Below are 26,780 nucleotides of genomic sequence, written 5' to 3'. Positions count from 1 at the left end.
CCGTCTCGATCAGATCGCGGACCTTTGTCCACGGGGTTTCCTTGTGTCCGACCGGGCGCTGAATTCCATTGTCTCGCAACCAGATCAATGGCTCCATCAGCCGATGACGCCTGATGGCGGACATGAGATCGTCGCGCGTGATGGTCTCTTTTATAAGCTCCAGGATCGACTGCGCCTCACCTGTTCCGCCACGCATGATCTGAATGCCAGGTGCGGGGCCACGCACCGGCTGGTCGCCAAAAACTGTCTCCACCATTTCATGCGAAAAGCAGACACCGTCGGCGCGATAGCTTGAATTCAGGATGGGTCGGTTTTGCATTGTCTCAACCAGGCCAGACGGGAAAATCATCACGTCTCCAACCTCACCAATCATCTCGCCATTGATCGGGCAGATCACACGCTTTGATCCGGAATGGATGAAGAACAGGAAGGTGAGCCGTAAATAGAGATTGGTGAATATTGCCGTTGTCGCCTGACTGACTGGAAAGATCGACACCTCAGCGTCCGATTTCGTATCCTGTTTTTTTTGATCGTCACGCACATATTGCAATTGCATTCAGTCCCCATCATCCGTCTTGGTGTCATAGGATTTATTGGACCGATAGCAAAGATGGTTTTGACCGTAGACCATTGCCTTCACCAATGCTGGCCTAAGTTCCAATTTACTGGCCATCCGCCAGTTCCCTGAAGTGGCAGATCGTTTTGCCGCTGCGCGTGTGACCAGTTTCATCCCGGACGCCACCAGGGTGTCGTCTCAATTCAGGGGGAGAGGAGGCGGAGGAGGGCAGGGCGATCAACCGGTTGCCAAAGACATGATCTGCACCGACTGCCCGTCTCTCTTCATCAAATAGAGAGTTGGATGTCTCTCTGCCGCGCTCCCCATAATAGTTACAGCTGTTACTTTTGAGGACAGGCCGCAACATAAACCTTGTCTCAATTCCCCTAGAGCAAACCCGAGCTTTGTTGTCCAAGAGAATGGCACCGACCAAAGGACCGCCTTTGGAAATGCGGCTCCCATAGAGCAGGCGAATGTTCCCAAGGCAAAAGTTACAGCTGTTACTTTTCGGGCTTTCCATATCTGTTGTCGGCAAGTCCAAACAGGCTCCGCTCAAGATTCAGCTTGCCATCGATGGCACGGTCAATCATCGCGCGGAAATATCCACCAGGTTTGCTGATTTGCTCAGGGTCACGGATCGACTTTTCAAGCACGGTCGCAAGAATTGCCGCAGCGGCATAAGAGCCAACCTTTTCCTTTCCATCCGCCCAACCGGCTTCTGACAGGCCGATCATCCTTCGCAACGCTTCTCCCGAACGAGACAGCGCTGCCCAGCTGTCAAATTGCACACCGATCATTGCCTGAGCTTCGGGGCAGGCGGCTTGGAGCAATCCAACGGACACTGATCCAAGGATTTCACCCTGAATTGTATCAACATCTCTATGTTGAGGATCAGGTTGATCTTGCTGAATGGTTGATTTTGCCGAATGCTTTTTTTCAAAAGCTAAATCGGCCGCTTTGCGGTCGTTATTGTAAATGTCTGTCCGCTCGTTAGAGCGAGGCCGTTTATTCTTACTTGCAGATGAAGATTCTAGGGTTGTATTAATAATAGGAGTGACGTTGATGTCACCCTCGCATGTCATATTAAACGGAACATCTTCTGCAGGTAGACTTCTCGTCACCTTTTCATGTAACGCCTGAGTCTCCTGCGCTCTCGTCATCAGATCATTGCGTGATGTGCGAATCGCAGCAAGCTCCAGCCTGACATCTCTGGTCTCATCAGGATAGGCAACGCACATGTCTTCGATGGCGCGCGACAATCGAGCAATGTCACGTTTGGCTGCGAGCTCGATCGCCAAGCGCTGCTGGTACTGGCTGACAGCCTGTGTCAGCTCTTCGACACGCACGCGCGCCGGCGTGAAGTCGATACCAAAACCGGCAACAACCTCGCCGCTATCATTACGATAAACAAACCGACGCCCCGTCGAGCTGTCGCGGTACGCAGCAATCCCCGCCTCGACCAAACGGCGGATGCATCTGATGACCGTGCGCTCCGAACGCATTGTATATTCCGCCAACTTGGCATTGGAAATCGCGACCACGGGGCGGCCTGCACCTTTCCAGTCATCGGCGCGGGACAGCCCGAGCAGAATATCCATCACATGATAGGTCGTCCCATCAATGCCCAGGACAGGTGCTGCTTTTTTTAGAAGGAGGGCAATTTCAGATTTTGTGGTATCCGGAACGTCATTCGCCATCGCCAAGCGCGCGCTTGCAACAATCCCAGGAGTAACGCGCCTGAACGACGCGACCGCAGAAGCTTCAGTCATAGCTTTCCCGCTGCGATCCGAGCGATCGCATTCCCAATTTGGTCGATTTTCAGGAAGCCACCGGATTTTAGGCGCAAAAAAACGGTCTCCGATAGTTACAGAGACTTGATTAACACGCTCGTCCGTCTTAGAATCAGATCGTTACAGCTGATGTTGACGGTGCTTTTTGTTCCGTTGGCCAATGGTTCAAGGGTCTATCGATTGCAGTCGGTAGGCCCTTTTTCCGTTCTGGCGATTAGCTCATCCCAGAATCCTTTCGTTGTTGTGCGTGAAACTCCGTGACAAGCTCGGGTAGCCGTTGCAGCAGCCAGTCCGAAAGCCCAGGAAGGCGATTGTCCGGAATTGAAATTCGTGTTGCGGTTTCGGTCCGCTTCGCGCCGATAACGACGCCACCTGCGACCATGACATCGACGGCGACGGGCTCTCGTTTCGCGGACTGATCCAGAGCATCCATGATCAATGAAAAGCGTTGGTCGCTTCCCGTCGATGCCCACGACGGCGATGCCGTGAGTTCATCAACCGCCTTGTCTTGTGCAGCATTCAGCCGACGATCCTTGATCAGCGAGCCAAGCTTTTCCCATTTCGGGCGCCCGATCGTTGAGGCTGGACCGATCAACCGGATAAGGTTTTCCGGGATCAGCGAGGCGGTGTTGGTCAGGATTGAAATATAGGCAAGATTTTTGCCTTCTTTCCGGCCCAGCGCATCGGAGATGATTTCACGTGAATATTTACGCTCACGCAGAGTAAGCGCGAACAGTACCTGCTCGATGAACGAAAGGTTCAAACGCTCAGAGTTTTCAATACCTTGCGAAACTACCAGCTCTTCGTCGCTCATGTCACGCACGATGGCTTTGACCGGACGCTTGAGGATCTGGCAGGCGCGAAGCCGCCGATGGCCATAAGCCGCCTGATAGTGGCCTGGCTTGTTGGGCAAGGGGCGTACCAGAATAGGCAATTTCTGCCCGGCTTCCTTTATGCCTTCAACAAAGGCCTGAAATGTCGCATCCCCTTCGATGTCGAGGCGGTCATTGACGAACGACGCAACAACACGCTCGGGATCGAGCTCAATGATTGATTCAGCAGACAGCAGCTGGTCATGCAGACGTCTGTTTTCGTCCTCAATCGATACAAAGGCGCGGTCCATCGATTTGACGGCCGTGGAGCCAACGCGGCGCTTGTCATGGTCAACAACGGCCAGAGGCGTGTGCTTTTCAAGCGCCGCCGTATCCACGTTGCCAAACAGGCTTTTCATGCGCTGATTGCGTTCTTTGGGATTTGCCATCATCGACCCCACACGTCTTTGATGTGAAGGAAAATTTCACGGTTGACCGCATCGACGGAGTCGAGCGCGCGTGTCAGCGTGTCACGCCCCACACTGCCCCGTGAAAGCTCGTAAAGGCTCTTTTTTTCCAGGCCCGCACTGGCAATGGCCGTGGTTTCGACAACGGCCGGCGCCAAGACATCTTCCTTGAACAACGAACGCAGTAAGGTGACGACGTTCACCTGCGGACCGTCATTGGGATTGTGGCGGGTAATGACGTAGCGGATAAAATCGTGGTTCAAAGCACCACCACGATCCTCAATGACGCCCATCAGATCGCTCATCATCGCCAAGAACTGGTTCATGCTGGCAACGTCAATCATTGCCGGATGGATGGTGATCATCAATCCGGTCGCCGCGCACAGCGCTCCAAGTGTCAGATAGCCGAGTTGTGGCGGGGCATCGATCAGAACAATATCGTAATCTGCTTCGACTTCCGAAATAACCGATGACAATCTGCGGAAGAAGATCTCGTCGCCACGCCCGTAACCTTCGGCAATCGCCTGTGGTGTCTCGTGCTCATATTCCATCAATTCCAGGTTCGCCGGGATCAGGTCGATACCATCGAAATAGGTCTTGCGAATGACCTCGCGAACCGGGCGGCGATGCTCATCATAACGAATGGCCGCATATACGGTCTCGTTTTCATCGACATCGAATTCCGGCTGATAACCGAACATCGCCGACAGCGAAGCCTGCGGGTCAAGGTCGATCGCAAGCACCCGAAGCCCCTGAATTGCCAGATAATGCGCCAAATGCAGCGTTGTGGTGGTCTTGGCCGATCCGCCCTTGAAGTTGGCAACGGCTATAACCTGCAGTTTCTCACCGGGGCGACGGCGCGGAAGGAATTCCAAGGCGTCAGCCGGACGTTTGCGAGCAAGATGTTCGCGAATTTCATTGACCTGGGAAAGCGTGTAAATGCGCCGGCCATTGTCCTGGCGGTCAGGAATTGCACCTTCGCCATCAAGAGACATCTGACGCAGGGTCGATTCAGCAATGCCAAGCAAGGTCGCGACTTCACGAGAGGTGAAGGTCTTGAGGCTCTTTTCGATCTCCGGCTCATACAATCTTTCACGAATAGACTGGAGCTGGGCAGACAGCAGCTGAGCCTGTCGGCTAATCTTTATTGCCGATGATTCTATGGGTTGAATTCGCTGCTGGTTCGCTGTCATTTCGCCTCACGACGGTTTTTTCGTGATTGTCAGTAATTTACCGTCGAGCGACAGTTACCCGATTCCACATTTTCGTCAAATCCAACTTGGTTAATCAGATATGAATATCGGCATCTAAACGTGATTTTTCACGTCCGCGTTAAGACATTTGTTGTTGGATTACCAATGCCTTAACCATGCGTCGCATCGTGGGAAAACACATTGCAACTCAAAGCACACCCTCGCATGAAAATTACTCAAATATGCGTCAGATAGGCGAATATGGATGTGTGTTTAACGATTCACTGCGAATCGCTGTGCCGAGCTGCGCCAAACCCATCACCAATCTGAATCAATGCAAGCCAATCGATTCAGATTAGTCGTTGGACGATGTAACCGTTAGAGACGACACTCCAGCCATGACAAAAACCGCAAAAAACATCGTTCATCTTCAACGTATTAACGCGGCGCAAAACATGCATCGTTTCTACATGTTGACGATCCAGCCAACGCTGTTTGGCGAGGCCTCCCTCATTCGAAACTGGGGGCGTATCGGCTCGTCCGGACAGACAATGATAGAGACATTTTTGCATCCAGACGATGCATACACTGCGCTCTTGCGCATTGAACGGCAGAAAATTCGCCGTGGTTATCAAGATGCAACGATGCGACTGAACCGGAGTGTCCAAACCTTCGGTGCAAGTCCGTCATAAGCGCAGAAAAAAGGGCCGGCAAACCGACCCTTTTTCATTACCCAGGCATTTATCAACGCCAGCCGAGGGCCGGTGCGACCTGTGTCAGGATTGTTTCAATTACATGGGTATTATAGGCCACGCCAAGCTGGTTTGGCACGGTCAGGAGCAGCGTATCGGCCTCGGCGATTGCCTCATCGGCCTTCAGCTGTGCGATCAGCGCCTCCGGTTCGGCAGCGTAGCTGCGGCCGAAAATCGCCCGTGTCTTGTCATCAATGAAACCGATCGTGTCGCCTTCCTTGTTGCCATAACCGAAATAGGCCCGGTCCATGTCATTGACCAGTGCAAAGATGCTTCGGCTGACCGAAACACGTGGTTCGCGGGCATGGCCAGCTTCTTTCCAGGCAGCGCGGTAAGCGCGAATTTGCTCCGCCTGCTGGACGTGAAACGGCTGGCCGGTTTCATCGGTTTTGAGCGTTGAACTTTGCAGGTTCATGCCCAATTTCGCGGCCCACTCAGCCGTCGCATTTGAGCTTGAACCCCACCAGATGCGCTCGCGCAGACCTTCCGAATGTGGTTCCAACCGCAGCAAACCGGGCGGATTGGGGAACATTGGCCGAGGGTTCGGCTGTGCAAAGCCTTCACCCTTCAACAGTTCCAGAAAAACCTCCGTATGCTGGCGCGCCATGTCCTCATCGTTTTGCCCTTCAGCAGGGCGAAAACCAAAATAACGCCAGCCGTCGATGACCTGTTCTGGGGAGCCACGGCTGATGCCGAGTTGCAAACGTCCACCGGATATCAGATCGGCAGAGCCGGCATCTTCGGCCATGTAGAACGGGTTCTCGTAGCGCATATCGATGACGCCAGTGCCGATCTCGATGCTCTTGGTTCTGGCACCAACAGCGGCCAGCAACGGAAACGGCGAGGCGAGTTGCCGCGCGAAGTGATGGACACGGAAATAGGCACCATCAGCGCCCAACTCTTCCGCCGCAACGGCAAGATCAATCGACTGCAGCAGCGTGTCGGCAGCCGAACGTGTTTGTGACTGGGGGGAGGGCGTCCAATGCCCGAACGACAAAAATCCGATCTTTTTCATGGGTGGCCTTCGAAACGTTGGAGACATGCCGGAAACCGGCGTCGATGTTGCCTCTCATATAGGCATCACCCGCCCTTATCCAATCCGGCAAACGAAGACAGCGTGTTGTCGAAATGTGAACAACAAATATCCGGACTCGACGAACCAACAACGGCTTGCGGATCGCACTCGAACAGCCGTCGCGACATACTGTCACAAGGCTTATCACTGGTCGCTATCATGTGTGGTGATTGCTAAAGCAATGTTACATTTTGCCATGCCTGCCGCGGAGTGGAACCTTATGTCACTCGACTTCAATTCAGAACTACATGCCCGTCCGTCGATCTATTTTGAAGGCCCAGCCTTTGTTGAACATGTCGCTTTCATGCCGACAGCATCCAACGCGAGAGCTGACATGATCGACCATGTCTCCAAGATCACGGAAGACGCGTCCTTCAAGACACAGGTCGAACACCATACGGAATTCGTAACTGTCACAAGAGTTTATCCCGTTGACAACCCCGGTGGCGATTGGCCGGTTTCGACAAGCACGACTGAAGACTACGCGCAAATTGCTGGCCTTGCTGATGCCCGTCTCATCTGCCGTGTCGGTATTCTGGTCACCGGGCCTGCTCCAGATGAATTGGGGACGGTGCTCAGGCGATTTGAATTTGGGGATACCGCCGCATCGTCGATAGGCGATGGGGCTGCACAGGTCTGCTCGGATTTCCGTGTGCATGACGATCAAGGCAGCCGGATTATTCTGTTCAACAAGGATTTGAACGCCTACCGCCTCGGGCGCATGGTTCGCAGGATTTACGAAATCGAGACCTACCGCGCCATGGCGCTGCTCGGGCTTCCCGAAGCGCGCCGCCTTTCACCGCGGCTGATGGATTTTGATGCCAAGCTTGTGCAGTTGACCAGCCGGAATTTGAATACGTCGACCTCGCAGCACAAGCCGCTTCTCGACGAAATCTCCGCACTATCGGCCGAGATCATTTCTGCGACAGCCGAGACCCGAACCCGTTTTGGTGCGACAGCCGCCTATGCAAAAATCGTGGAAGAGCGGATCACCGAACTCAGGGAGCAGCATGTTGCCGGTTTTCAGCGTTTTGGGGTGTTTGTTGCCCGCCGTTTCAATCCGGCAGTCCGCACATGTCACGCCACGGCTGTGCGGTTAGAGCAGCTTTCGCACGCAACAATGCACCTGATCGACCTGCTTCAGACGCGCATTCAGGTGGAAATCGAATACCAGAATGCCGTGCAAATCCAGGCAATGGCTGATCGCGCCGCAACCCAGGTCAAGATCCAGCGCGCTGTGGAAGGTTTTTCGATCATAGCCATCAGCTATTATCTTCTCAGCCTGCTAAAAACGGTGTTCGAAACCCTGGAGCATTCGGGTTATCATTTGAGCCCATTGGTCATGCTGGTATCGATCCCGGTCGTCATCGTCGCGGTTTGCGTTACCATATTGCGGGTCAAACATGCCCTCAAACATGAGGCATGAGCAAAAGTCAGCCAAGGCCATGGCTGCTCAGGATATTCACCACACCGCAATAAATTCAATCGGCCAATTCGGCAGTGTCTGAATAATCGATGTAAATCGCACCGATCAGCTTGCCGGCATTATCGGTGACGGGATGTAGCCCATCCTCGAAATCGCCCTTTTCCAATCGGTCTGCCAATGCTCTGAGAGCATTGGCGCAGGATCTGTCGAGAACCTTTCCAGTTGGCCCGCTCAGTTTCAATTCCACCTCACAGTTCAGATACTGCGAGAAATCTGTTTCGTCCTGCACTGTCAGTACCTCTGTTTGCATGTCATTGCCGTCATATCAGGAGCAAAGATAACAGACAGGGCCATGTTAGGCATAGCTGAAGAATTCAGAACATTATGTGGCACCTGATTTCAGACGGGCCAAAGGCGTTCCCGGGCAGGCATTTTGTGCACATCACTATGTCGTCATTCACCTGCCGTATGGATATCTCTCCCCTTGGGAGGTCACCATCGTGTATTTTTTGCCATCGGTTACGATGCGGTCACAGCGGTTTCGACCGTCGTCGAACTTGATGCAGATCTTGCCGGCAGAAATCGTGTATCGCCCCGGATTGCGTCCCTCAAATGTATAACGACCGTCTTTGGTGTATTTCAGTCTGCCGTTGACTGTCTTCCCAACGGCGATTTTTTCAATCTCCGCTTTTGTCGCCGGGCGTTCCTCGGCAGCGAAGCTCGCGGTCGACATCATAACAGCCGAAAGAACAATGATCAGGTTACGCATTTTATCCCCCAATGCGGTTTCACCGACACCATGAAAAATCAGCCGAAATGCCTTGTCATCCCCAATTTGGGTGATTGCTCTCAACGCAGGCCACAATCAGGTCCTGCTCGCCAAAAATTGAATTCCCTCCCTTCGCCAGCGGAGTATGGTTCGGCAGGTTTAAAAACTCGCTGGAGGAACCATGACGCGCCTGACCGCAAAAGATTTCCCGCAGGAACTGCTCGAACTCTATGATTTCTACGCTCACGGGCGGATCACCAAACGAGAGTTCCTCGATCGGGCTGGCAAGTTCGCCGTTGGCAGCATGACTGCCGTTGCACTTCTGGGCGCGCTGACGCCCAACTATGCCTTGGCGCAGCAGATTGCCTTCACGGACCCGGATATCGTGGCGGAATACATCACTTACCCCTCACCAAACGGCAATGGCGAGGTACGCGCCTATCTCGTACGCCCTGCAAAAGAGGAAGTTGCGGTCACCGATCGCAAGGGCGGTATCGTTGTGGTGCACGAAAACCGTGGCCTGAACCCATATATTGAAGATGTTGCACGCCGTGTCGCCAAGGCAGGTTTTGTTGCCTTGGCACCCGATGGCCTGACCTCGGTTGGCGGTTACCCCGGCAATGATGAAAAAGGCCGTGAGCTGCAGCGGCAGGTCGACCCCACCAAGCTGATGAATGATTTTTTTGCCGCCATTGAATGGATGATGGCCAGCGAACTCACCACCGGCAAAGTTGGCATAACAGGTTTCTGTTACGGCGGTGGCGTATCCAATGCTGCGGCAGTCGCTTATCCCGAACTTGCCGCCGCCGTACCGTTTTATGGCCGCCAGGTCCCGGCCGGCGATGTTCCCAAAATCAAGGCGCCACTCTTGCTGCAATATGCCCAGCATGACGACAACGTCAATGCGGGCTGGCCTGCCTATGAAGCGGCGCTGAAGGAAAACAACAAGGTCTACGAGGCCTATGTCTATCCCGACACAAACCACGGTTTCCACAATGATTCCACTCCACGATATGACGAGCAAGCAGCCAAGCTTGCCTGGGAACGCACGATAGGCTGGTTCAACAAACACCTGGTCTGACAGCCCGGCACGGCGCTAAGGTCAGGAAACCGCGCCCTTGGCGTCAGCGTAAAAACGGTGGTCGAGATCATGCAGCGCAGTATCGGGGCGCTGCTGCTTCATTTCGCTCAGAAGACCGCTCTAAAAACCGAAATCCTTTACACGGCGGAAACGCCTGTGGGGATCATCCGCAACGGTTGCGATGACGGAAAGCGCCACGCTTATACTCAAGCTGCGTGAGGCGGCAGCTTATCGGCGCAAAACGCCAGCGGCAGCGCTGCGGCACTGGCATGGCGGCGAGATCAGTCTCTTGAGCATTTGGTTTTAGCCATAAATGAAATTCGTCACCCATTCCGGGGACGAAGGCCCCTGTTGGCGCATGGTAGCCTTGGCCCGCGTCTAACAGGGGACATCTTATGCGCCATATCTTCATTGCAACGGCAATCGCGGTTGCCTAAATCACTATCACGTCGACGACACCGGCATTTGCGCAGACCAAGGCCGCCAAGGCAAATGCCTGGGACGGCACATGGAGCGGCACGAGCAGTGGCGGCGGCAGAAAGACCACCGTCAAAATCTCCAACGGCAAGGTCACATTCTGGACCAATAACGGCTTTCCACGCCCGAAGGTCGTCGGCTCCGTATCGGGTAATTCCGTCAAGCTGGATGACAATAATGGCTGGAAAGCCACCATGACCCTTCAAGGCGAGGGGAAAGCCAAGATTACCGCAGCAGGCATTGGCAACAATGGCAAACCTGCCCAGAACAGCGCACTGCTTCGCAAGCAGTAAGGTACAGGCAGGTCGGTCAACGTATCGAGGCAGCCCGCGGGTTTTCCGCCGTCCCGACCATCAGTCAGGACGGTCGCAAGAAACATGTCACGACGGGTTAAGAACGCCGTTTTCTTCGCCGTCCCAATAATGGATGGCGTTGGCACGCACCTTGATCAGAACAAGCCCTGGGGTCTGCGTTGCCTCGGGAAACCAGCGATCAAGCCCGCTTGTCCAATGCTCCTCAAAACAGCTTTGATCCGTGATGAGTTCTGCGGCACCATCGACTGCAATGAATATGCCCGGCTTGCCCAACAGGCTGGGCGGCTCGGTGAAGGTCAGAGTAACGTTGTTATCCCGGCTGATCTGCGAAATCTTTGCGGTATCCTCATAGCTGAAAAACCAGGAGTCGCCGTCATAGTCGACATCGCCATTGTTGCTCATAGGACGGGTGGCAATACGGCCATCGTCACGACGCGTGCACATCATGCAGAAATCAATTTTGCAGATACGCTTTGAGAGATCATCCATGCTCATGGCTGCGGTCATTGACGTTCCTCCTCTCCGTCAGTGGATGGCCTCGCCAGATGGTGTTCGCGTCAGATGAATGTGAACCGAAAGACCATTGATCGAACCAACTGGCAAACTGAATGCTCAACGGCTGCGCGACCCAACAGTTCCGTTTTGAGAGACGCGCCAACGCTCGATCAAAGCACCTGAGCTACCCTGAACAGGATCGGTCAATGGCAGAGCAACGGATGTGATCTTCGACAACATGTCCTTGCTGGCCGCCGATGTCTGGATGTCGGCATGCTGATTGGGTGGATAGGCACCGATCACCAGAAAATCCGGCGACGAGCCGAGGTTCTGATGGCCGGTTCCGGCAGGAAGCACCAGACAGTGCCCCGCTGAGACCTGTAATTTTCGCCCGTCAGTCCCACCAATCAACAATGTGGCAGTGCCGCGCGCGATGCCCAAAACCTCGTGGGCACCGGCGTGATAGTGCTGATAATCAAAAACGCCATTTGCCCAGATCCCCGTCCAGCCGTTTCTCGCAAACAGCGCTTCAAAACCGTTCTTGAGGTCAACGCCATCCAGCGGCAGTCGGTAGAGCAAAACGGGAAGTGACGCGTTGTTGGGCACCCAGGCGCTCGGCTCAAATGTCATTTCCTCCACATCCATGACCATGCCTTCCTTCCTCAAGCTGATCCGCAATCCTTCACAGAAACACCAGTATTTCCAGCTTCGTTCCCGGACGACCTCTGAAATATGTCAATGCGCTGGAAAGCTGAATTAAATCGACAAAATCACACGGCAAAAATGCGTTAACCCAAACACATGAAAATTAGCGGTCAGTAACATTTCCGAAAATGCTGGGCCTGTAGGGTCGCGTCTTCAAATGGACCAGGATTTCAACACGTGACCACGCGCTTTACCCAATTCAAATTGGTCGGCCCCGCGCTCATATTGATCGCAATTCTCATCGCAGGGCTTGCAGCGATCCCATATTACGCTGTGGAGCGTCTTGATGCCGATGTGCGGGAACGTCAGGAAACACTGGTCAAGAGAAACATCTCGATATGGATCGAAGATGTCGAGTTCGCTCTGACCGCCTGGACGATCTGGGATGAATCCATCGCCAAGATCGACAACAAGTTCGACTACGAATGGACAGACCGCAATATCGGCCTTTCACTGATTGGCACGTCGAGAACCCGTTTCGCCGCCATTGTCGATGCCGATGGCGAAATGATCTATTCGCGAACGGCAGACGAGGTGATGGATCGTCCGTTCTTCCTGCGCGGCGCCGAGGCCATAGCAAAGGACGCCCAATCCCTCCTCGACAATATTCGCTCCCGCGAAACCCCGATCGCCACCAATGGTATTCCGGCACCAGTTGCGTTGAGCAAGATCGAGGTGATCGGAACCGACGCCGTTCTTCTGACCGCAAGTCTTTTTCAGCCTGATTTCAGAACAGCGACACCGCGCGGCCGTTCTGCGCCCATCCTGATTTCTGCGACACCCATTGCCGGCAGCCTGCAACAATTTGTCGGCACACGTTTTATTCTCAACGACGTTCTTATCGGCCCTATGAATCTGGTGCCAACCGAACGCGCACGTGTTGCAATTGCCGTTGGCTTGAACGGACAGACGGAGGTTCTTTCCTGGCGTCCGCCAACACCAGCCCGTGATTTGCTGCGCCAATCTCTACCGTTGATTTCTGCTGTCACCATCGTGCTGATCGTCGGCGGTCTGTTTGTTACAAGGCTTTCCCGCCAGGCGGCGGCATCACTGGTTGAAGCCGAACAAAACATGCGCCACGCAGCAACCCATGATTTCCTGACCGGCCTTCCCAATCGCGCCAGATTGGAAATGGAATTTACAAGGCTGAAAGCCATGGGCGGCCTGGTCGTTGCCTGCATCGACCTCGACGGTTTCAAGGGCGTCAATGACAGATATGGCCATGCTGCCGGTGATGAATTGCTGAAACATGTCGCCGAACGCCTGCGGACACACGGGCTGGAAAATGATGTCGCATTTCGCCTTGGTGGCGATGAATTCGTCGTCTTCATGCCGTCCGTCTCGATGCTGGAGGCAGAATGGCGCTGTCGCAAATTGTCGGCGCTTCTGTCCGAACCCTATTCGCTGGAAAGCGGGCAGGTCTCCGTTGGCGCGTCTTTCGGTTTGAGCCAGCCACTGACAAGTGTGGGCGGCAATTGTGATCAGGCCCTGAAACAGGCAGACACCGCACTTTATGCCGCCAAAGCCAGAGGTCGTGGAGCGGTCGTCACTTTCGCATCCCTGACACAGGCAGAAGATACCCGCAGTTCGCTTGCCGTTTATGCCGGTGGGAAAATGTAACCCTAAATCGTCTCTGCGAGTTGGCAGGGACAGATGCGGTTCATAAGCTGAAACGTCAAAAACCCCTTGGACGCGCCATTTTAAAAGTGGCGACATCCAAGGGGTTTCTGTTTCAAATAATCAGATTTCCTTGATCAACTGTTCGGCAATCCGCACACTGAGTGCAGCGCCCGTCAATGTCGGGTTCATGCAGGATGCCGATGGCATGACGCTGGTGCCAGCAATGAACATGTTGGGGTGATCATGTGTACGACAGTCACGGTCAACAACCGAATCCGTCGGGTCATCGCCCATACGGGTCGTGCCCATAACGTGCTGACGGTTTTGCCATTTGACATCGGTGGATAGCACCTCGGCATCCAGCAATTCGGCGATCTTGTTGAGGTCCTGCAATCCGCGGTCACGCCCTGCATTCCAGTAATCGGTCACGCTGTAATAGAGAACCGGAACAGGAATGCCGAGCGCATCGAATTTGGTTTTCGAAGGCGTGACACGGTTTTCAGCCAATGGCAGCGGCTCGAAATCGATGGCCCAGTTCAGCGAGCGGGCCGAATATTTGCGGATTTGCTCATCGAGCTTCGAGCCAAGAATACCCTTCTTGATAAAACCTTCGGTCAGCTGCGCTGTTGGAACCGTGTTGCGCACCTTGATCTTGTAGCTCGGATAATCCTTGCGGAATTCGCCGTCACGCTGGTTGAGATAGACGAGCAGCTCGGTCGGGCCTTCACCCGGCCACATATCTTCTTTGGTCAGCATGTTCATGCTGATACCGGTATGGTCCATCAGGTTGCGACCAACCTGGTCGGAGGAATTGGCGATGCCGTTTGGATATTTCTCCGAGGTGGAAATCAACAGCAACTTGGCTGACTCGATGCCATAGGCCGCCAGCACAAAATATTTCGCCGTCAGACGGTGTTCGGAATTGTCCGGTTTCTTGTACCAGATCGCGGTGATCTTGCCGTCATCACCCGCCTCGATCTTATAGACCGGCGAATTGTCGAGCAGGATCGCACCGTGGCGTTCCGCCTCGTCAATATGCATCGAACCATCATATTTCGCACCGATCGGACAGACCGGATTGCAGTTGTTGTTGCCTGCACAGACAGGGCGGTTGCCATAGGGACGCGAGGCGCGACCATGCGGCTCCATTACCGGGTTGAAGCCACCGACCTGCAGCTTTTCCGCCAGTGTATCGAACATGTAGGTGGAGTTGAGCTGTTTCATCGGGAAGGGCATCGAGCGCGGCGGCATCGGGCCACCGCCCTGACCGCTTTCGTCCTGCCCGTCCGTACCGGTCACACCCAATTCCAGTTCGGCCTTGTTGTAATATTGCTCAAGGTCATCATAACCGATCGGCCAGTCACGGCCACGACCGTAAAGCGTCTGGATCTTGAAATCATTGGGGATCATGCGCCACAGCGCCGAACCAAAGTGCCAGGTCGTTCCGCCCACCACTCGCAGATAGGAGGTGTTGTATTTCACCGGACCTTCATATTGCAGGTAATCGCCATAGGTCGATGGCGCCCATGGCATGCTGGGGAAGGGGGAGCCTGCACCTTGCAGCTTGGCATTGGCGAGCGAAAGTTTGACCGGCGCGTTGCGGTATGTCTCTACGATTTCGCGGCGATTAACGCGCGGGCCAGCTTCCAGCACGATGACCTTCTTGCCTGCCTTGGCAAGATTTGCAGCAACGATGCCGCCCATTACGCCGGATCCGATGACGATCAGGTCGGCATCAAATGATGTGTTTGCCATGTTGTTGTTTCCTGTCAGATCTTGCTGCCGGGCTTGCGTCCCCAGGCATTCGGCCCAGGCCCATAGGACGGAATGGTGAGGAGACCTTTGGTCGGGCGATACATCAACGAGTCCGCATAGGTGATGAGTTCGGCATCTTCCGGCTCGCCAACCACGCCGAGGTACCAGGCAGACACGATCTTGGTTGCGGTTTTCATCAGCGCCGGATCCGTGCCTGAGAGCGCAAGGAAACCATCCATGTTGGGCACGCCGGACTGTTTGATGAGATCGGACAATGCAGCCATGCTGGCATCCAGCTCTGCATCACGTTTCTTCAAGGCCGCAAGAAACCGGCCGCCAAGAACCGGGTCGAGCGTGTAGCCGGTCAGGAATTCTGACAGCTGGGTAAAGGATGCAACGGCATCGTCGGCAGCCGAAGCAGACAATGGGCCCGCAAGGTCGGCAAAAACGCCGAGACCGGCAACAGCAACCGTGGCGCGCAGCAAACCACGGCGTGAGACGGAATGGCCAAACAAGGCCGGAGAAGAATTATCGAAAGGCATCAGAACCTCCAGGGGAGCTTGAATGCAAAAAGGGAAGAGTGAGCTCAGGCCTGAGCGTGGCGCGAACGGCGACGCATCAAGATCCAGGTCAGCAATCCGATGATCAAAACAGCACCGGCAACCGCTGCCGGAGCAGCAAGTGGTGCGAGCTTGACGATCAAAGGTTTTTCACCACCCTGACGGATCAATGCGACATCGGCAGCGCTGACCTTGACGGCCGGGTTGCCGTAATTGGCCAGAACGTAATTGGTGACATCAGCGATATCATCGTCCGACAGCCGGTCGGTGTAGGACGCGTCAGGCCCGAATGCCGGCATGAAGGCAACCGTCTCTCCAACGGTGCGATGCACGCCGTAAAGAATGGTGGCGATCAGATTGTCGGCACGGTGACCACCCGTCGCGGTGTTGTTGAACAGCGACGGGTAATGCAGATTGCCTTGGCCTTCCGGCTGGTGGCAGGAAGCACAGCTGCCGCTGAAAATATGACAGCCGTTTTCGTTCGGCTCTTGGCCCGGCAGCCCGCGCAGCGATGCCTCGACCTCGGTTGATGCTTTGCCCAAATCCGACCGGGGTTTCTCATCACCACCCGCAACAGCCGGCACATCCTTCAAATAGGTGACAATTGCCTTGATATCTTCGTCTGGTAGATGCTGGAGGCTGTTTTCCACTGCCTCGGCCATCGGGCCGGCAGCCTGCGCCTTGCCAGGAACACTCCCGGTTTTGAGATACTGGATCAGATCAGCGTCCGACCAGCCACCAATGCCCGCCACCTTGTCGGAGGTGATATTGGGTGCAAACCAGGGACCGACGGTACCACCGGCCAGGGGCAGGCTGCCATCTTCCGCCATCAAGCCATTTCGCGGTGTATGGCAGGTGCCACAGTGTTCAAGCGCTTCGGCAAGATAGGCACCGTGGTTCCATTCGGCAGACTTTGTCGGATTAGATTCAAACCGGATCTTGTCGAGGAACAACATGTTCCAGACGGCCATGGAAGACCGCATGGAGAAGGGGAAGGGCAGTTCGGTACGTTCCGGCTTGTGGTCGTCTGCCTTCACCTCATTCATGAAATAGGCATAGAGCGCCTTCATGTCATCGTCGGTGATCTTGGCATAGGCCGTGTAGGGCATTGCCGGATAAAGATGGCTGCCATCTCTAGCGACGCCATCGCGAACAGCGCGCGCAAATTCTTCTTCGCTGTAGTCACCGATGCCGCTGGTCTTTGATGGCGTGATGTTCGTCGAGAAAATCTTGCCCAGCGGGGTGTCGATGCCATACCCACCGGCAAAGGGTGCTCCACCATGCGGCGCGGTATGACAGGCGGCACAGTCTGCTGCCGTTGCCAGATAACGACCGCGACTTATCAGGTCCAAAGAGGCTGCGTTTTTGTCTTCCGCAAGCGCCGGACCGAAAGAAGCGGCCAGCGCGGTGAGACAGAGAAATAGCGGGGGCAAGGCGGGAAGAAGCTTGGGCATGGTCAACGTGCTTTCATCAAGCATGAACGATAAGTGCCAGACCAGGCTTCTCCTCCCAGGAGCAAGGCCGATGCGTGTCGCCGTGTCCCGGATCGCAACATCGCAGAAAATATCGTTCGTTTCGAAGCAATTCTTGCGTGAAAACGCTGATTTAGATAGTTCGACGTTGAACCATCGGCGTGGCGATGTGTCGCGGGTACGACTTGACGAGTGTCATAACGCCGGGCTCATTGATTTGACTAGGCGGTTTTTTCTGTAATCAGATTTCACCAGATGTGAAAGGTTGAGCGCCATGAAATTCGATCTGACAGACCTTCGCATCTTCCTGTCGGCCGTGGATGGCGGCAGCCTGACGGCAGCAGCCGCTCAGAACAACATCGTTGTGGCAGCAGTCAGCGCCCGCCTGAAGAAACTGGAAGAGGCTTTCAATCTGCCGCTATTTGAACGCACAGGTCGCGGCATTCGTCCAACACTTGCCGGCGACATGCTCGCGCGGCATGCGCGGCAGGTGCTGAACAGCGCTCAGAGGATAGAGGTCGAACTTGGCAATTTCGCCCATGGTCACAGCGGCAGCATCCGTTTTCTCTCCAACACCAATATGCTGGCCGAACATCTGCCGGCGGTCATGGGGCGTTTTCTGGCCACACATCCTGACATCAGCATTTCGGTTGCCGACAAACCAAGTCTGGAAGTGGTTTCGCTGCTGCGGAACGGAGAGGCGGATATCGGCATCGTGGCAGCCTCTGCCGACATGACCGGCTTGGAACGTTGGCGTTTCGTGCCCGACAAGCTGGTACTGGTGGTGCCAAGTAATCACGCCTTGCGGGACACCACCGATTTTTCACGCGTGCTCAATGAACGGATGATCACCTTGCAGCAGAAAGTGGCGCTCTCGCAGTTTCTGCGACGACGCGCGGTCGAACTTGGGCGGAATGTCGATATCCGCATGCGCATGGATGGCTTTGAGGGCATCTGCGCCATGGTGGCCAATGGCGCAGGCGTCGCCGTGGTGCCGGAAAGTGCTGCCCATCGTTATCGCCAGTTCATGGATTTTCGCGTGGTGCAGATCCTTGATGATTGGGCCGATCGAGAACTCTATCTCTGTGTCCGCAAGCAGGAACAGCTTCCCCATCATGGAAAGAAGTTTCTTGAGCACCTGCTGTCCTATGTGAACGACGTGACTTCGATCTAAGCCTCCTGCATTGATCAATCACACCATTTTTGCTGCATCGCAAAATCAAATTGTGAGAAAACCACAAATTAGCAGCATAGAGATACTTATTTAGCGGGTTTATTGATTAATCTGTTGTGCAACGCAGCATTGACATTTATCACGTTAACTAGAGGCTGATGTGACAATCCGCCTCAGCACCCATCTTGGGACCTCCGGTCCTCCCCAATGAAATTAAATAGGAGTTTGAGCCATGCTAGCTCGGTTAGGCGGTATTGTATCCGCACTACTGGGAGCTGCGATCCTCTATTACGGAGCGCGGCTTGCAATCATCGGCGGCAGCTTTTTCTATGTGGTCATGGGCATTGGCCTGCTGATCGCTGGAATTCAACTCGTCCGGCAACGTCAAAGCGGCCTTAGCATATATGCATTGACCCTTGCTGCGTCGTTCATCTGGACCCTGTATGAAGTCGGTCTCGACAAGTGGCAGTGGATACCACGTGGCGCGCTGATCATCTTCATCGGTCTGCTGCTTTCCCTGCCATTTGTCGTCAGTGGTTTGCGCGACAAGCCTGCAAAACTTTGGTCGTTCAGCCTGAAAAACGGTCCGCTTGCCTTGCGCACCGTGGTTGCCGTCATCGCTGTCATGGGACTTGCCGTCTGGTTCATCGACCCGATGGAAAAGCAGGGCACGCTTGAAAAGGTCGCAACGGCTGGAGATGCCGCAGTCGATCCAAGCGGCGTGGCTTACCCAGCCAATGACTGGATTGCCTATGGCGGTACGAACCTCGGCCAGCGTTATTCCGCTCTGAAGGATATCGACACCACCAACATCACCGGTTTGAAGGTGGCATGGGAACATCACACCGGCGACCTTCGTGAAGGTGACGCCGTTGATGCCAAGGAATACACGTTCGAGGCGACGCCGATCAAAGTGAATGGCCTGCTTTATTTCTGCACGCCGCACAACATCGTTCAGGCACTGGAACCGGAAACCGGCAAGCTCGCATGGTCCTTCGACCCGCAGATGAAGCGTGACAACCAGTTCCAGCACCAGACGTGCCGTGGCGTATCCTATGATGACTCCAGTGCTTACGTCCCACCAGCCGACACTGATCCAGTCAAGGCTCAGGCATTCGCTGCTGCCGTGGCCGAGTGCCCACGCCGCATCATCGCGTCGTCAGTTGATGCACGTTTGTATGCGCTGAATGCAGACACTGGTGCACTTTGCACGACCTTTGGCGACAATGGTTATGTTGACCTCAAGGCGCAGATGCCCAATCTGCAACGCGCAACCTACCAGCAGACGTCGGCTCCTCTCGTCACCAAGGATCTCATCATCCTCGGCAGCGCGATTGCCGATAATTATTACGAAAACAACCCGTCGGGCGTTATCCGCGCATATGACGTGCGCACCGGCGAAATCGTCTGGAAATTCGACGCAGGCAAGCCGGATGACACACGTCCGCTGCAAGCGGGTGAGCTCTACGAGCCTAACTCGGCAGTTGCCTGGACGCAGTTTGCGGCAGACGAAAAGCTCGGTCTCGTTTACGTGCCATTCGGCAACAAATCGCCAGACCAGGTTGGTGTCTTCCGCTCGGAAGAAGATCAGGCCTATGTCGATGCTCTTGCAGCACTCGACATCGCAACGGGCCGCATGGTCTGGAAATTCCAGACCTCGTACCACGATCTCTGGGACCGCGATAACCCTTCACAGCCCGTTCTCTTGAACCTGCCACATGATGGTGCAGACGTTCCTGCAATCCTGATCCCAACCAAGATAGGCAACATCTGGGTTCTCGATCGTCGTGACGGCAAGGCAATCCAGCCAGTTCGGGACATGAAGGTATCGACTGAAACCGATATCCCGAACGAAAAACTGTCACCAGTGCAGCCGATGTCCGCATTAAGCTTCACGCCTGCACCGCTGACAGAAGCCGACATGTGGGGAACAACTCCATTCGACCAGATCGAATGCAGAGTAACGTTCCGCTCCAACCGCTATGATGGAAACTCGTTTACGCCACCAACAACGACCGGCTCGATTGTCTGGCCGGGCAATATCGGTGTCTTCAACTGGGGTTCCGTCGCGGTCGATCCTGTCAACCGCTGGATGATCGCAACGCCGCAATATCTGCCATACGTCTACAAGCTGTTCCCACGCCCGGAAGGCGAGCTGAACAAGCGTATGTTCGGAAAGCCCGGCGAAGCAGGTGGTGAGTCCAAGCCAGGCAACGAAAACCTGGGTGGTCCTTACGCTGTGTCCATCTCCCATATGCGTTCATCGCTTCAGGTGCCATGCAACACGCCACCATGGGGTGTGCGCGTTGGTGTGAACCTTGCGGATGGCACAACGGCGTGGAAACACCGTAACGGTACCGTTGCTGGCCAGAAGGTGGCGGGCATCCAGTTCCCGATTCCGTTCGAAATGGGCATGCTTGCCCATGGCGGCACATTGACGACGGCCGGTGGTGTTGCATTCACCGGCGCGGCTCTTGATGACATCATCCGCGCCTATGACATGCAGACCGGCAAGACGCTGTGGCAGCACAAACTGCCAGCGGGCGGTCAGGCAACCCCGATGACCTACCGTGGCAAGGACGGCAAACAATATGTCGTCATCGCTGCCGGTGGCCATGGCTCTCTCGGCACGACAGCTGGAGACTCGGTCATCGCCTACCGTCTCGACTAAGTCTGTGACATATCGACCGGCGCGTGCAAAAACTGCGCCGGTCAATTCCACAGCCGATAATACACTGTGATGGGTCACATTTTTCGTGACTGGATGACGATCATGACTTCACTCAAGGCATGGATGCGCAACGAGTTGGGCTCGTTCCGTGATGACCTGAACTGGCTTTGGCGCGTGCCATTGCATGTCTGGCTGCGGTTTCCCGTACTGCTCTGCCTGTGGATGTGCTGGATCTGGCTGGCCAACGTCCTCCCAAATGGCTTTTTTGCTGGACCGGCACTGACAATTGATGCCTTTTTCCTGATGCTGGCAGACAATCGGCAGGATTTCCTGATCGCATTGGGCACAACGCTGAGCCTCTATCTCTCCGGATTTCTGCTTGCTGCCGTGGTTGGAATTTTGCTTGGCGCTTTCTTCGGCAGCATACCGCTTTTGTCGAGAACATTTGCTCCCTTCATCCACGCCGCAGCAGCCTTACCGGTCATTGCACTGATACCGCTTATCGTGCTGCTGCTCGGCTTGGGCTGGCAGGCAAAGGTGCTGATTATTGCGCTCGGTGCAGTCATGCCGGTGCTGGTCAATACCCAGACCGGCATACAGGGGCTTGACCCCGATTTACGCGAAATGGCAACGGCCTATGATATTTCCTGGATCGGCCGCATCAGACATTTTTACCTGCCAGCGGCGTTCCCGCACATCATGGCCGGTTTACGCCTTGGCGCGATTGCGGGCCTTGTCACTTCAGTCATTGCAGATTTCTACACCGCAATGACCGGCCTTGGCGCGCTGTTGCAAGCTTACGGCAACAGTTTCCGTATGGACCGTTATCTGGCGGTTGTCATGACCTATGCCGCGATTGGCACTGTGTTCACCGGCCTGCTGTCCATCCTCGAAAATCGTCTTTCACCGCCATCGCGACGCCGATAGCCAGGCTGAAATCCTCCAATACCCCTGACAGGCAACATTTGAGATGAAACATATTATCAAGGCCATTGGTCTCTTCTTCGCTTTCGGCGTCAGCCTTTCCGCCGGACCTGTGCTTGCTGATCCATTCCGCATCATTGTGACGGAGACCGAAACGCCACTCGTTCCAAACTCGCTTCTCTATCTGGCCAAGGAAGAGGGTTACTTTGAACGAGCTGGCGTCGATGTGGAACTGGTGCCCACCGCCCAAACACCAATGGCTGTTGCCGCCCTCCGCTCAGGTCAGGGGGAGATGGCCAATATTTCGGTCGATGCGCTGATTTCGTTGCACCGTGAAGGCGTGAGTGATGTGGTGGCCATTCATTCCTCAGGCAAAACGATCCCCTATGTCATCGCCGGCCGAAAGGATTTGACGCTCGAAACCATGGCCGGATCCTCATTCGGGATTGGCCGCATTCGCAGCCTCGACCATGAACTGTCCAGCCGGGTGCTGGAAGGCCACAAGGTAAATGTCGACACATTGCAGCTTGTGCCGCTCGGCGAACCAAAGGTCCGCGCCCAGGCGCTGGCGACAGGACGTATCGACGCCACCACCATGTCGATCGGATCGTTTCTCGCCATGCCGGAGCGCGACAATTTCAAGGTTCTGGTCGATGTCACGGATTTCTTCGACACCGTTCCACTCGTCACCAAGGTTGATGTCATACGGCACAGCACACTGGAAACACGACGCGACGAGGTGGACAAGGTTCTGGAGGCTCTGACACTGGCCGCCAGGGATTACGCTCAGGCGCCTGAAAAATGGGTCGCAGCCATGGAACGGGCGCGGCCGGATGTTACACCAGCAACCCTTTCCGAACTGGCCAAAATTTACCAGGGGAGCTGGACAGTGAATGGCGGTTTGCAATTTGGTGAGCTGATTTACACGGCCAAAAACACTCAGTCAGGTGTTGTTGTCAGAGTTGATGGTGAAGACACGCCATTTCGGATTGAGGTTGAAAACTGGGCAGACTTCGCCCCCATGGATCGTGTTCTGGCAAAAATCGGGCCCTCCAATCTCGGCGACGCATTGGACCGCGAATGACCGACGCGCCACACCCCTTGCTGGTTGTTAAAGCTCTAAACCATGACTATTCGGGTGTTGTGGCGTTACGCGACATCAATCTTGATGTCATGCAAGGAGAGAGGGTTGTTATTCTCGGCCCCTCCGGTTGCGGCAAGACGAGCCTGTTGCATATCCTGAGTGGTCTCATGATGGCCAGCAGCGGCACAATTAACATTGGCGGCGAGATTGCGGGAGCGTTACCGCGTCCGGGTGTCAATTCAGCGTTGGTGTTTCAGAACCCACGTTTGTTGCCCTGGAGGAATGCAGCGGACAACATTGAAATTGTTCTGAAAGCTCAGTCAAAACCAAAGAAAAAACAGCGGGTTGATGAGCTGTTGTCGAGGGTCGGCCTGCAAGGTCACGCGCATAAATGGCCGCATGAGCTTTCGGGTGGCATGAAACAGCGTCTGGCGCTTGCCCGCGCCTTGGCTCTGAACGCTCCTCTTCTGCTGCTCGACGAGCCCTTCGCCAACCTGGACCCGCTGGCGAGAGAAGACATGCAGCAGGCTTTAATCAACCTGACCACGTCATCCTCTGCAGCGCCCATGACAACTGTCCTTGTTACCCATTCTGTCGAAGAAGCCTTGATTGTTGGCGACCGGATCATGTTGATGGCCGCAGCACCGGGCCGCTTCGTCAAGGAAATACGTCCATCGTGGGGTGAGGATGGTTCGGACCGTCGCACACATCCGCAATTTTACAGTCATCTCGCAGATGTTTCGAACGAACTTCGTTTGATCGCCAGGACGGTTTCAGGCACACCAGTGTAAAGCCAGAATCCTACGTGCAGATTTTTAATGACCGTTCCATTGATCATATACGCCGATGGCTCCCATGACCCTGTTATCCAGGCGGGTGGCTGGGCATTTGTCGTTTACGAGGCAGAGCATCTAATTCACAAGACGCAGGGTAAAGAGGCAGGGATAACCAACAACAGGTTTGAGGTGCTGGCAGTACTTAACGCACTGAAATGGCTTGAGCTCAACGCTGCTGGCAGGCGAGCCATTCTACGCACCGACTCGACCCATGTCGTCGAGGGGTGTCATCGCTGGCGGGCGATATGGCGTGGCAATGGCTGGAAACGGATCAACCCCAACCAGAGGGCACGCAAACGCCAGATACCGGATGCAGATCTGTGGCAAGAGTTGGACAGCCTGCTGCTTGATCAGCAGGGTGTCGACATCGAGTGGTGCAAAGGCCATTCCGGCATCGAAGGCAATGAACTAGCCGACAGTCTGGCCCGCAGTGGCACCTGACCACGTAAACCGGAGTTGTTGCAGATGACACTGGCAGAGTTGATAGCGCGCTACCGCCCCCACATTGAGGATGCCTCTGTTGGTGTGCGGCGCAGTTGGGAAGAGACCTTCAAATATACACTCAGACATTACTCCGGTGATACCGCGCTGGAGGATTTCGACCTGGATGATCTCGCCGAAAAGATGTCTGCGGCCGGCATTCAACAACAATTCGTCGAAGGTTACGTCAAGCGCTGGCGTGACCTGCTGAGCCGGGCAAACCAGCTTTAGTCACTGGTTGCTGTGACACAACCACGCACGAACACGAACCATCATCGATCTGGAATTTTCCCCACACCATCCCCATCTCTGTTTCAAGTAGAAACAGGGAGGTTGCGATGCCGCGTCCTGCCGCAAAGGCCAGCGAAAATCACACCATTGAAATCCTCGAACCAACACGCTCAACGTGCCGCGAGACCATCATTTGCGACTGCTGTCGCCAGCGCAAAACTGCCAGCGATTTCGATCTCGATGGCTGCGGCATCTGCATGAGCTGCGTCGAATGCGACGACCTGCTGGTGGATATCGGCTGCGGTTTTCAGGAAAGCGGCGCCACGATCGACGACGATCATCTGCTTGAATAAGCACGACTCTGTTTTGGAGTACCAACAAAACCTACGACAAAACCGCTCTCAATCTTGGCGCGGCGAAATCCAGAAATGTTCTGAGCTTTAAAGGCATCAACCCGTGCGACAGGTGCACCAGATGCACAGGTGAGATTTCCAGTTCGAAATCCTCGAGAAGCGGCACCAGCAGGCCTGCATCGACCGCCCGTTTTGCCTGATAGGCCATCACGCGGGTTATACCAATGCCAGCTGCAGCAGCGTCCACTGCAGCCTCGGCCGTATTGACCAGAAGCCGGGCCCGTATCGGCGTCGAGATGTCTTGTTTCCCATCGCGAAACGTCCAGAAGCGGTGAGACAGCACACCTTCGAACGCAACACAGTCGTGCTCAGCAAGGTCACGCGGGTGAACCGGTCTGGCGTGACGCTCCAGGTAGTCCGGGTGGGCATAAACCGTTGTACGCATCGACCCGACACGGGTGGCGATGAGGTTGCTCTCCGGCAGATGACCGATGCGCAGCGCCACATCGATCTGCTCGTCGGCGAGGCTGATGGTGCGGTCACCCATTGTCAGGCGGATATTGATGTCAGGATAGGCTTTGAGGAAATCCGTCACGACGGGCAAAACATGCAAACGGCCAAAAACGATCGGCGCCGTCATCGTCAAATCACCCCGCGGCGTGAGATATTCGCCAGAAGTGCGGCGTTCCGCCTCGTCCACACGCCCTAAAATTTCGCGTGCCGCCCGCACATAGGTTTCGCCAACCTCCGTCAGCACTATTTTGCGGCTGGTGCGGGTCATCAGGCGCACGCCAAGATGGGATTCAAGTTCAGATATCTTGCGACTGACCGTCGGCAGTGGAGAGTGCAGGGCACGTGAAGCGGCCGAAAGACTGCCTGTCTCCACCACGCTCAAAAGCACAGCCATTGCATCAAGACGATCCATACAATCTTCCACATTTCGAGAGGTAACTTCTATAAATATCTGTCTACTACGAAATTATGGATGGGAATAGGCTCATTGCTGTCATCGAAGCTCATGCTTCATACGTCCAAGGAGCCGTTCATGAAACTCTATCATTTCCCACTTTCCGGCCATGCTCATCGCGCCTATCTCTTCCTTTCGCTGCTCGGCGTTGATGCGGAGATCATAGAGGTTGATCTGGCAAATGGCGCTCATAAGAAACCCGATTTTCTGAAGCTCAATCGCTTCGGTCAGGTGCCGGTGCTTGAAGATGGCGACATTATCGTCAATGATTCCAATGCCATCCTCGTTTATCTGGCAACGAAATTTGGCCGAAAGGACTGGCTGCCAGATGATTTGGCAAGTGTCGCAAAGATCCAGAAATGGCTGTCCGTTGCCGCTGGTGAAATTGCATATGGCCCGGCGGCCGCTCGCCTGATAACCGTATTTGGCGCGGATTTTCGCAGTGATGAGGTTATTGCGCGGGCCCACCGTATCCTCGGGCTCATCAACGACGAACTCGAACAGCACGCTTTCATCACCGGCAAGACCCCGACGATCGCCGATGTCGCGCTCTACAGCTACATCGTCAGCGCACCGGAAGGCAATGTGGACCTCACCCGCCACCCGCAGGTTCGCCAGTGGCTGGCCCGGATCGAGGCACTGCCAGGTTTTGCACCATTTCCCAAAACGGCAATTGGCTTGGCGTCCTGAAGGCAGGGATGCGCGTGACACAAGCCGCGCGCATCCAATTCGACATCGGAG

At 55.0% G+C, this 26,780-nt stretch carries 27 protein-coding genes and 1 pseudogene; 14 read left to right on the top strand and 14 right to left on the bottom strand.

Annotation, left to right across the window (positions count from 1 at the left end):
* The 4 genes and pseudogenes from RT613_RS05760 to repA all read right to left on the bottom strand — a co-directional run.
* Positions 1 to 556, bottom strand: a pseudogene (locus tag RT613_RS05760) (AraC family transcriptional regulator); the annotation flags it as partial.
* A gap of 500 nt (positions 557 to 1,056) precedes the next feature.
* Positions 1,057 to 2,325 carry a plasmid replication protein RepC gene (gene repC, locus RT613_RS05755; RefSeq protein ID WP_313613678.1) on the bottom strand — a complete coding sequence of 423 codons (1,269 nt, stop codon included), beginning with the start codon at positions 2,323 to 2,325 and terminating at the stop codon, positions 1,057 to 1,059.
* A gap of 235 nt (positions 2,326 to 2,560) precedes the next feature.
* Positions 2,561 to 3,610: a plasmid partitioning protein RepB gene (gene repB, locus RT613_RS05750; RefSeq protein WP_313613677.1), complete on the bottom strand. Its 1,050-nt coding sequence runs from the start codon at positions 3,608 to 3,610 to the stop codon at positions 2,561 to 2,563.
* Positions 3,607 to 4,818 carry a plasmid partitioning protein RepA gene (gene repA, locus RT613_RS05745; protein WP_313613676.1) on the bottom strand — a complete coding sequence of 404 codons (1,212 nt, stop codon included), beginning with the start codon at positions 4,816 to 4,818 and terminating at the stop codon, positions 3,607 to 3,609. The genes repB and repA overlap by 4 nt, the downstream gene beginning before the upstream one ends.
* Positions 4,819 to 5,216: 398 nt before the next feature.
* Between repA and RT613_RS05740 the strand changes: the two genes are divergently transcribed.
* Positions 5,217 to 5,510, top strand: a complete 294-nt coding sequence (locus tag RT613_RS05740; protein ID WP_313613674.1) for a WGR domain-containing protein — start codon at positions 5,217 to 5,219, stop codon at positions 5,508 to 5,510.
* Positions 5,511 to 5,562: 52 nt separating this feature from the next.
* On the opposite strand, the gene RT613_RS05735 is transcribed toward RT613_RS05740, so the two are convergent.
* The gene (locus RT613_RS05735) at positions 5,563 to 6,585 is read right to left on the bottom strand and encodes an LLM class flavin-dependent oxidoreductase (protein ID WP_313613673.1); all 1,023 of its coding nucleotides are present in this window, start codon (positions 6,583 to 6,585) and stop codon (positions 5,563 to 5,565) included.
* Between the two features lie 280 nt (positions 6,586 to 6,865).
* Between RT613_RS05735 and RT613_RS05730 the strand changes: the two genes are divergently transcribed.
* Positions 6,866 to 8,071: a DUF3422 domain-containing protein gene (locus tag RT613_RS05730; protein WP_313613672.1), complete on the top strand. Its 1,206-nt coding sequence runs from the start codon at positions 6,866 to 6,868 to the stop codon at positions 8,069 to 8,071.
* A 55-nt stretch (positions 8,072 to 8,126) separates the two neighbouring features.
* Here the strand turns inward: RT613_RS05730 and RT613_RS05725 are convergent, their stop codons facing one another.
* Together RT613_RS05725 and RT613_RS05720 are read right to left on the bottom strand one after the other, a co-directional pair.
* Complete coding sequence (locus RT613_RS05725) at positions 8,127 to 8,381, bottom strand: hypothetical protein (RefSeq protein WP_313613670.1); 255 nt, start codon at positions 8,379 to 8,381, stop codon at positions 8,127 to 8,129.
* A gap of 147 nt (positions 8,382 to 8,528) precedes the next feature.
* Positions 8,529 to 8,840, bottom strand: coding sequence for a hypothetical protein (locus RT613_RS05720; protein ID WP_313613668.1), 312 nt, complete (start codon positions 8,838 to 8,840; stop codon positions 8,529 to 8,531).
* Between the two features lie 181 nt (positions 8,841 to 9,021).
* On the opposite strand from RT613_RS05720, the gene yghX reads away from it, so the two are divergent.
* Both yghX and RT613_RS05710 read left to right on the top strand, forming a co-directional pair.
* Positions 9,022 to 9,921 (top strand): YghX family hydrolase, encoded by a 900-nt coding sequence (gene yghX / locus RT613_RS05715; protein WP_313613666.1) that lies wholly within the window; start codon positions 9,022 to 9,024, stop codon positions 9,919 to 9,921.
* Positions 9,922 to 9,990: 69 nt separating this feature from the next.
* Complete coding sequence (locus tag RT613_RS05710) at positions 9,991 to 10,140, top strand: hypothetical protein (RefSeq protein WP_313613665.1); 150 nt, start codon at positions 9,991 to 9,993, stop codon at positions 10,138 to 10,140.
* A gap of 214 nt (positions 10,141 to 10,354) precedes the next feature.
* Here the strand turns inward: RT613_RS05710 and RT613_RS05705 are convergent, their stop codons facing one another.
* From RT613_RS05705 to RT613_RS05695, 3 genes are all read right to left on the bottom strand, one after another.
* Positions 10,355 to 10,594, bottom strand: coding sequence for a hypothetical protein (locus tag RT613_RS05705; RefSeq protein ID WP_313613663.1), 240 nt, complete (start codon positions 10,592 to 10,594; stop codon positions 10,355 to 10,357).
* 184 nt (positions 10,595 to 10,778) lie between these two features.
* Positions 10,779 to 11,219 (bottom strand): pyridoxamine 5'-phosphate oxidase family protein, encoded by a 441-nt coding sequence (locus tag RT613_RS05700; protein WP_313613661.1) that lies wholly within the window; start codon positions 11,217 to 11,219, stop codon positions 10,779 to 10,781.
* A gap of 105 nt (positions 11,220 to 11,324) precedes the next feature.
* Positions 11,325 to 11,852 carry a cupin gene (locus tag RT613_RS05695; RefSeq protein ID WP_313613806.1) on the bottom strand — a complete coding sequence of 176 codons (528 nt, stop codon included), beginning with the start codon at positions 11,850 to 11,852 and terminating at the stop codon, positions 11,325 to 11,327.
* A gap of 237 nt (positions 11,853 to 12,089) precedes the next feature.
* Between RT613_RS05695 and RT613_RS05690 the strand changes: the two genes are divergently transcribed.
* Positions 12,090 to 13,532, top strand: coding sequence for a diguanylate cyclase domain-containing protein (locus RT613_RS05690; protein WP_313613660.1), 1,443 nt, complete (start codon positions 12,090 to 12,092; stop codon positions 13,530 to 13,532).
* Between the two features lie 120 nt (positions 13,533 to 13,652).
* On the opposite strand, the gene RT613_RS05685 is transcribed toward RT613_RS05690, so the two are convergent.
* Genes RT613_RS05685 through RT613_RS05675 form a run of 3 tightly spaced genes read right to left on the bottom strand, consistent with a single transcriptional unit; the run spans position 13,653 to position 17,301 of the window.
* Positions 13,653 to 15,287, bottom strand: coding sequence for a GMC family oxidoreductase (locus tag RT613_RS05685; RefSeq protein ID WP_313613658.1), 1,635 nt, complete (start codon positions 15,285 to 15,287; stop codon positions 13,653 to 13,655).
* A 14-nt stretch (positions 15,288 to 15,301) separates the two neighbouring features.
* On the bottom strand, positions 15,302 to 15,829 hold the full coding sequence (locus RT613_RS05680) for a sugar dehydrogenase complex small subunit (RefSeq protein ID WP_313613657.1): 528 nt from the start codon (positions 15,827 to 15,829) through the stop codon (positions 15,302 to 15,304).
* A gap of 44 nt (positions 15,830 to 15,873) precedes the next feature.
* Positions 15,874 to 17,301, bottom strand: coding sequence for a cytochrome c (locus tag RT613_RS05675; protein WP_313613655.1), 1,428 nt, complete (start codon positions 17,299 to 17,301; stop codon positions 15,874 to 15,876).
* Positions 17,302 to 17,593: 292 nt separating this feature from the next.
* On the opposite strand from RT613_RS05675, the gene RT613_RS05670 reads away from it, so the two are divergent.
* The 8 genes from RT613_RS05670 to RT613_RS05635 all read left to right on the top strand — a co-directional run bounded on the left by RT613_RS05670 (position 17,594) and on the right by RT613_RS05635 (position 25,072).
* Entirely contained in the window at positions 17,594 to 18,493 is a 900-nt protein-coding gene (locus RT613_RS05670; protein WP_313613654.1) for a LysR family transcriptional regulator, read from the top strand.
* 232 nt (positions 18,494 to 18,725) lie between these two features.
* Positions 18,726 to 21,164, top strand: coding sequence for a membrane-bound PQQ-dependent dehydrogenase, glucose/quinate/shikimate family (locus RT613_RS05665; protein ID WP_313613653.1), 2,439 nt, complete (start codon positions 18,726 to 18,728; stop codon positions 21,162 to 21,164).
* A 102-nt stretch (positions 21,165 to 21,266) separates the two neighbouring features.
* The gene (locus RT613_RS05660; RefSeq protein ID WP_313613651.1) at positions 21,267 to 22,091 is read left to right on the top strand and encodes an ABC transporter permease subunit; all 825 of its coding nucleotides are present in this window, start codon (positions 21,267 to 21,269) and stop codon (positions 22,089 to 22,091) included.
* Positions 22,092 to 22,134: 43 nt separating this feature from the next.
* Positions 22,135 to 23,172, top strand: a complete 1,038-nt coding sequence (locus tag RT613_RS05655; RefSeq protein ID WP_313613650.1) for an ABC transporter substrate-binding protein — start codon at positions 22,135 to 22,137, stop codon at positions 23,170 to 23,172.
* The gene (locus RT613_RS05650) at positions 23,169 to 23,963 is read left to right on the top strand and encodes an ABC transporter ATP-binding protein (RefSeq protein ID WP_313613648.1); all 795 of its coding nucleotides are present in this window, start codon (positions 23,169 to 23,171) and stop codon (positions 23,961 to 23,963) included. The genes RT613_RS05655 and RT613_RS05650 overlap by 4 nt, the downstream gene beginning before the upstream one ends.
* Before the next feature lie 27 nt (positions 23,964 to 23,990).
* On the top strand, positions 23,991 to 24,449 hold the full coding sequence (locus RT613_RS05645) for a ribonuclease H (protein WP_313613647.1): 459 nt from the start codon (positions 23,991 to 23,993) through the stop codon (positions 24,447 to 24,449).
* A gap of 24 nt (positions 24,450 to 24,473) precedes the next feature.
* Positions 24,474 to 24,719, top strand: a complete 246-nt coding sequence (locus RT613_RS05640; RefSeq protein WP_313613645.1) for a hypothetical protein — start codon at positions 24,474 to 24,476, stop codon at positions 24,717 to 24,719.
* Between the two features lie 107 nt (positions 24,720 to 24,826).
* Entirely contained in the window at positions 24,827 to 25,072 is a 246-nt protein-coding gene (locus RT613_RS05635) for a hypothetical protein (RefSeq protein ID WP_313613644.1), read from the top strand.
* A gap of 31 nt (positions 25,073 to 25,103) precedes the next feature.
* Here RT613_RS05635 and RT613_RS05630 read toward each other — a convergent pair whose 3' ends face one another.
* Positions 25,104 to 25,997, bottom strand: a complete 894-nt coding sequence (locus RT613_RS05630; protein ID WP_313613643.1) for a LysR family transcriptional regulator — start codon at positions 25,995 to 25,997, stop codon at positions 25,104 to 25,106.
* Positions 25,998 to 26,117: 120 nt separating this feature from the next.
* On the opposite strand from RT613_RS05630, the gene RT613_RS05625 reads away from it, so the two are divergent.
* Positions 26,118 to 26,729, top strand: coding sequence for a glutathione S-transferase (locus tag RT613_RS05625; RefSeq protein ID WP_313613642.1), 612 nt, complete (start codon positions 26,118 to 26,120; stop codon positions 26,727 to 26,729).
* Positions 26,730 to 26,780 lie beyond the last annotated feature (51 nt).

It is taken from the genome of Agrobacterium sp., from assembly GCF_032092815.1.
GTDB lineage: Bacteria > Pseudomonadota > Alphaproteobacteria > Rhizobiales > Rhizobiaceae > Agrobacterium.
The sequence above is the reverse complement of the archived record's forward strand: the minus strand, read 5'-3'. Positions and strand labels throughout refer to the sequence as shown.

What these genes read in the sequence shown, in the direction of transcription:
- repC (WP_313613678.1), bottom strand. Translation starts at nt 2,325, where the DNA reads ATGACTGAAGCTTCTGCGGTCGCGTCGTTCAGGCGCGTTACTCCTGGG.
- repB (WP_313613677.1), bottom strand. Translation starts at nt 3,610, where the DNA reads ATGATGGCAAATCCCAAAGAACGCAATCAGCGCATGAAAAGCCTGTTT.
- repA (WP_313613676.1), bottom strand. Translation starts at nt 4,818, where the DNA reads ATGACAGCGAACCAGCAGCGAATTCAACCCATAGAATCATCGGCAATA.
- RT613_RS05740 (WP_313613674.1), top strand. Translation starts at nt 5,217, where the DNA reads ATGACAAAAACCGCAAAAAACATCGTTCATCTTCAACGTATTAACGCG.
- RT613_RS05735 (WP_313613673.1), bottom strand. Translation starts at nt 6,585, where the DNA reads ATGAAAAAGATCGGATTTTTGTCGTTCGGGCATTGGACGCCCTCCCCC.
- RT613_RS05730 (WP_313613672.1), top strand. Translation starts at nt 6,866, where the DNA reads ATGTCACTCGACTTCAATTCAGAACTACATGCCCGTCCGTCGATCTAT.
- RT613_RS05725 (WP_313613670.1), bottom strand. Translation starts at nt 8,381, where the DNA reads ATGCAAACAGAGGTACTGACAGTGCAGGACGAAACAGATTTCTCGCAG.
- RT613_RS05720 (WP_313613668.1), bottom strand. Translation starts at nt 8,840, where the DNA reads ATGCGTAACCTGATCATTGTTCTTTCGGCTGTTATGATGTCGACCGCG.
- yghX (WP_313613666.1), top strand. Translation starts at nt 9,022, where the DNA reads ATGACGCGCCTGACCGCAAAAGATTTCCCGCAGGAACTGCTCGAACTC.
- RT613_RS05710 (WP_313613665.1), top strand. Translation starts at nt 9,991, where the DNA reads ATGCAGCGCAGTATCGGGGCGCTGCTGCTTCATTTCGCTCAGAAGACC.
- RT613_RS05705 (WP_313613663.1), bottom strand. Translation starts at nt 10,594, where the DNA reads ATGGTGGCTTTCCAGCCATTATTGTCATCCAGCTTGACGGAATTACCC.
- RT613_RS05700 (WP_313613661.1), bottom strand. Translation starts at nt 11,219, where the DNA reads ATGACCGCAGCCATGAGCATGGATGATCTCTCAAAGCGTATCTGCAAA.
- RT613_RS05695 (WP_313613806.1), bottom strand. Translation starts at nt 11,852, where the DNA reads ATGGATGTGGAGGAAATGACATTTGAGCCGAGCGCCTGGGTGCCCAAC.
- RT613_RS05685 (WP_313613658.1), bottom strand. Translation starts at nt 15,287, where the DNA reads ATGGCAAACACATCATTTGATGCCGACCTGATCGTCATCGGATCCGGC.
- RT613_RS05680 (WP_313613657.1), bottom strand. Translation starts at nt 15,829, where the DNA reads ATGCCTTTCGATAATTCTTCTCCGGCCTTGTTTGGCCATTCCGTCTCA.
- RT613_RS05675 (WP_313613655.1), bottom strand. Translation starts at nt 17,301, where the DNA reads ATGCCCAAGCTTCTTCCCGCCTTGCCCCCGCTATTTCTCTGTCTCACC.
- RT613_RS05670 (WP_313613654.1), top strand. Translation starts at nt 17,594, where the DNA reads ATGAAATTCGATCTGACAGACCTTCGCATCTTCCTGTCGGCCGTGGAT.
- RT613_RS05665 (WP_313613653.1), top strand. Translation starts at nt 18,726, where the DNA reads ATGCTAGCTCGGTTAGGCGGTATTGTATCCGCACTACTGGGAGCTGCG.
- RT613_RS05660 (WP_313613651.1), top strand. Translation starts at nt 21,267, where the DNA reads ATGACTTCACTCAAGGCATGGATGCGCAACGAGTTGGGCTCGTTCCGT.
- RT613_RS05655 (WP_313613650.1), top strand. Translation starts at nt 22,135, where the DNA reads ATGAAACATATTATCAAGGCCATTGGTCTCTTCTTCGCTTTCGGCGTC.
- RT613_RS05650 (WP_313613648.1), top strand. Translation starts at nt 23,169, where the DNA reads ATGACCGACGCGCCACACCCCTTGCTGGTTGTTAAAGCTCTAAACCAT.
- RT613_RS05645 (WP_313613647.1), top strand. Translation starts at nt 23,991, where the DNA reads ATGACCGTTCCATTGATCATATACGCCGATGGCTCCCATGACCCTGTT.
- RT613_RS05640 (WP_313613645.1), top strand. Translation starts at nt 24,474, where the DNA reads ATGACACTGGCAGAGTTGATAGCGCGCTACCGCCCCCACATTGAGGAT.
- RT613_RS05635 (WP_313613644.1), top strand. Translation starts at nt 24,827, where the DNA reads ATGCCGCGTCCTGCCGCAAAGGCCAGCGAAAATCACACCATTGAAATC.
- RT613_RS05630 (WP_313613643.1), bottom strand. Translation starts at nt 25,997, where the DNA reads ATGGATCGTCTTGATGCAATGGCTGTGCTTTTGAGCGTGGTGGAGACA.
- RT613_RS05625 (WP_313613642.1), top strand. Translation starts at nt 26,118, where the DNA reads ATGAAACTCTATCATTTCCCACTTTCCGGCCATGCTCATCGCGCCTAT.